The organism is Leuconostoc sp. BM2, from assembly GCF_002095565.1.
Classification (GTDB): Bacteria; Bacillota; Bacilli; order Lactobacillales; family Lactobacillaceae; genus Leuconostoc; species Leuconostoc falkenbergense.
Map to the genome: position 1 here is coordinate 1 of NZ_MOWQ01000064.1, position 4,131 is coordinate 4,131.

General features: G+C 36.5%; 4 protein-coding genes and 2 pseudogenes. 4 read left to right on the plus strand and 2 right to left on the minus strand.

All coding sequences use genetic code 11. The features are described from left to right. Positions 1-217: 217 nt before the first annotated feature. The gene (locus BMG01_RS10075) at positions 218-493 is read right to left on the minus strand and encodes a transposase (protein WP_004910748.1); all 276 of its coding nucleotides are present in this window, start codon (positions 491-493) and stop codon (positions 218-220) included. 107 nt (positions 494-600) lie between these two features. Here BMG01_RS10075 and BMG01_RS10080 point away from each other — a divergent pair. The 4 genes and pseudogenes from BMG01_RS10080 to BMG01_RS10095 all read left to right on the plus strand — a co-directional run. Then, positions 601-1,206: pseudogene (locus BMG01_RS10080) on the plus strand (collagen-like protein); the annotation flags it as partial. Further along, positions 1,203-1,406 (plus strand): hypothetical protein, encoded by a 204-nt coding sequence (locus BMG01_RS10085; RefSeq protein WP_004913572.1) that lies wholly within the window; start codon positions 1,203-1,205, stop codon positions 1,404-1,406. The pseudogene BMG01_RS10080 and the gene BMG01_RS10085, both read left to right, overlap by 4 nt. Before the next feature lie 10 nt (positions 1,407-1,416). Beyond that, positions 1,417-1,890: a holin gene (locus BMG01_RS10090; RefSeq protein ID WP_004913569.1), complete on the plus strand. Its 474-nt coding sequence runs from the start codon at positions 1,417-1,419 to the stop codon at positions 1,888-1,890. A gap of 115 nt (positions 1,891-2,005) precedes the next feature. After that, positions 2,006-2,695, plus strand: coding sequence for a DUF3800 domain-containing protein (locus BMG01_RS10095; RefSeq protein WP_036068617.1), 690 nt, complete (start codon positions 2,006-2,008; stop codon positions 2,693-2,695). Between the two features lie 1,324 nt (positions 2,696-4,019). Here the strand turns inward: BMG01_RS10095 and BMG01_RS11060 are convergent. Next, a pseudogene (locus BMG01_RS11060) lies at positions 4,020-4,131 on the minus strand (IS30 family transposase); the annotation flags it as partial.

Genomic DNA, 4,131 nt, shown 5'->3' on the forward strand with positions numbered 1-4,131 from the left:
AATCGCAGACGTGGCGCGCCATAAGCTTTATAGTTATTTTGCCAAATTTCACGCAACAAAGCTTTTAAAATCGTGTCTTCTCGTTGTCGTTGGCTCTCAGTATAGTGAACCCAATCAAAGTAGGTGCTTTTGGGTATTTTGAGTAGGCGAAGCACCATCATGAGTTTAAAATGCTGTTTTAGCAATGATTGGACAATAGGAAAATGGGTCTTACGTGTTACTTGCGATGTTCGCCCAGCAAAACGGCCGCAATTTTTAAAATTTCGTTTTCTTCTTTAAGTCTTGCGACTTCTTTCTGCATTGCGTTAAATTGGGCACGAGTCACTGGCTTACCAGTAACGTCCGTCCCAATGATTTGGGCTTTCTTCACCCAACCCGTGACGGTTTGTACAGCCAAATGGTATTCATTGGCTAGAGAATTAGCAGAACGTCCCTCGTTATACAAGGCGACAATTGATGACTTAAATTCTGTTGAGTATCGCTTAGCTTTCATAATATAAAAAAACTCCTATACTTGATTATCTCGGATTATGCCCTAGAAATAAAGCAGTCCGGATTTTCAGTATACGAGCACAAGGTATTAAGGGTGAGAAAGGTGACAAAGGCGATACGGGTACTGTTGACAATGCCGGCTTGACATCAGCGCCAGCTTTTGTTGAGCTTCAAACACAAGTTAATAATAGTGCTGTGGGAACTAACTTGTTAACTAATTCTAATTTTTCATCTGGACTAGGTAATTGGATGATAAATAAAGGAACTAATGCAGATTGTAAAGCAGCAGTAACAACTGATTCTGATGGCGACACTTGTATTCATATCACTGGGACTGGAAATGCGCTTGGTTTATATTGTAGTCCAGTATCTTTTAACCAAAATCAGGTAACGACTGGTTCAACATTGGTAAAAGGAACTGGTACAGTTAATGTGGTTGGGTTTGGGTATAAACCCGCCTATAATTTTGGCACAATTTCACCAGGATCTTATTCTAAGGTTGGTTCAACAATGAAGGCGGATTCCGGCCGACCCATTTTTCGTGCTTATTTCAATTCTGTTGCTGGTGTATTAGACATATACATTAAGTTTGTCAAGCTTGAAACTGGTTCTCGTGCAACTGATTGGTCAGCTAATCCATCAGAAGTTTTGACGAAATCAGATTACGCAAAAATACAAGCAGCTATTGTAGCGCTAGGAGGTTCTTTGAAATGAGTTTTGATTTAAGCGAATTCTTAACAGAAGGGTTAATTAGTAGTGTTAACGATGGATTGATTCCGTCGGACTTAGCAACTGTTTACGCTGGAAATTATCTAGTAAAATCACTGATTACCCAAGATCAGGTTACTCAAGTGTCCGACGCAATTACAGCCTATTCTGCGCCTCACTCACCCGCACCAGAAGATTATATTTAAAGGAGATCACATGCAAGTAAATAGTATTTCAGATGTTATTATCGCAATCGCTTTGGCAGCTATTCCAATCATTGGTGGTTGGATTGGTAAAGTCATTACTGGTAATAGCAAAGCTACAACGTTGATTAACGTTCTATCACCATTGGCTAAGGCTGCAATCGTAGCCATGCAAAAGTTAGGTGTGACGCAATATTTAGAGGGCGAAGCTAAGAAGTCTGGTGCCGTTGATATTGTCAAGCAAGCGTTATCAGCGCTAGGGTTATCAGACGCCGATGAAGCAATAATCAAGAACGCTATTGAAAAAGAATATGCTGTATTGATTAATGAATTGAATCAGACGTACCCACAGATAACGGCTGAACAAGCTAAAGCGCAAGAGGCAGCAACACAACAAGCTAGTGAAGTAGCGAAAGTTGATGAGTTAGCCAAAGCACAACAGGCATTAGCTGATGCACAAGCAAAGGTTAACGCCTTACAGAAATGAATAGATTAAAAACCGCCCGACTGGATTATTTCCGGTTGGGTGGTTTTTTGATTGTACGATGAATATGTGTTATTGTTGTTTCAATATATTAATAAAAAATTTGGAAACACTTATCATGATAATAGTAGATGAATCAGGCAGTATCACTAGGAACGAAAATCCTTGGAATAGATATTTTATAATTTCTGTGATCAAAACACAAGAACCAAAAAATGTCATTAGATACTTTAGAAAAGCTAAAGAAAACTATATAAAACACCATCCTGGTAAATGCAAAAACATGGATATCACAAAAGAAATAAAAGGCTCTTCAATGTCTTGCAAAATGAAATCCTATATCTTTTCGGAGCTGCGTAATCACACTGATATCACTTTCAACTATATTATTATCGACAACTGGAATTTGAAACCTCAATTGTACGAAGATCCGGAGAGATGTTTTAATTTTATAATACAGAAATACTTTAGCAGACTTAGAGGTCGCAAAAGCGATGTGGTTGATATATTGATTGACGAAAGAAATTGCACAGTTAAAAGCGTTAACAGCTTGTCAATGTATTTGCGCATTGCCCTGTGTTTAGAAAAAGATATTTTTAAAGATATTTCGAGTTGCTTATATGGAAATTCAAAAGCCTCTGACTTAATTCAAGTTGCTGATTTATTTGCAAACTGTCTTGAAAGGGCATGCCGAAGTCAAGCGCTTGGCCAAACAAATTCTGGCAATATTAGATCGATAAATATAACGCAGACAAATCACAATATGTATTTTCCTTACCAGTATAATGAAATTAGTTTTTTTAGTTAAATAGCTTGTATTTATAACAAGTGATGTGTTATTATTGGTGTGAAGGGTACTGTAATTCTTGCCAATCTGCGAACACACATTTCCTAAAATGTAAATAACGTAAGTTGCCTGTATGGTAATCAGACACATGTATGGCCCTTCTAATAGGAACTTTAGCACCGCATAACTGCGGTTTTTTATTTGCACTAAACCCGCACAAGTGATACCATTAAATAGCCCAACAAACACGGTCGTAAGTATACAATTTGTTTGTTGGGTTTTAATTTGCATTAGTATGTGAATAATTGTACAATAAAATCAAATGCAATAGCATTTTACCCAACAGAACACCAGCGCTTTTCTATTTTGTAATCCTTTAAACTAACATACCTGTTGGGTTTTTTATTTGCATTTAAAATTTAAATAGCTTACAATAAGTAAGTCTTATGTTGACACTACCCAACAGAATCATAATTTCATCTCTCCCAGACTTTAATTGTATGTATCCTTCTGCTGGGTTTTAATTTGTGATAAATTAAATGAGTAGTTCTTTCAAGGGTGGACTACAAGCTCAGCGGGTTAATTGATGTTACACTGTTGAGCTTTTTTATTACCCAAAAATAAATTACATGATACAATAATTACACAGCTCAACAACGGCTCTTTTGAATGTTATCTCTTTTGGTTTTTATGTTTACGTGTTGTTGAGCTTTTTGTTTGACTAATTAAGCTATGTAGTGATAATATATAAGCATAGTAGGTGACTACTTAGCCCGATGTGTCCTAACATTAATTCATAATATGCAAACTCTCCCATGTCGGGTTTTTTATTTGCAATAAATAAAATACAATGTTATTACTTATGTAAGAAATATTTCTGCTACAATGTAAATCTCACTGGAATATGTTAAGCGTAATGTTATCCTGATAACAAAGTACGCGAGGTACATTGGGTCGACCTAGCACGGGTCGATTTTTTATTTGCCCTCAACCCGCACAAGTGATACAATTTAATAGCTCAATAAACATGTTCTTTGAACAGTACAAATTATTCTCTCTCTCAATGAATAGTGTTTGTTGGGTTTTTATTTGCTATAAATTAGTAGGTGATATACAATAAACATGTGAGTAGATACCTCAATTATACTCACTCCCCCAAGTGTACGTCTCCCCAAGATGTGCACTTTTAATTTGCTTTATTTTAGTAAGCGCGTTATGCTTGCTTCAAACACAGAATGTGTTTTACCCAAAAGTGGTTTTTCAACGTACTATAATGCTTCGCGGTTAATCCTTTATAATCAAAATCAACCCCTTTGGGGTTTTTATATTTGGTAGATTGCAAGAATTAACCGAACACTGCAAACTGCTGAAAAACCTTTCGTGGTGATTGCCAGTTGAGTGTTTTCATTGGTCTCGCATTGATCCAATGATTAATTTGATCTAATTCTTTGGCGCTA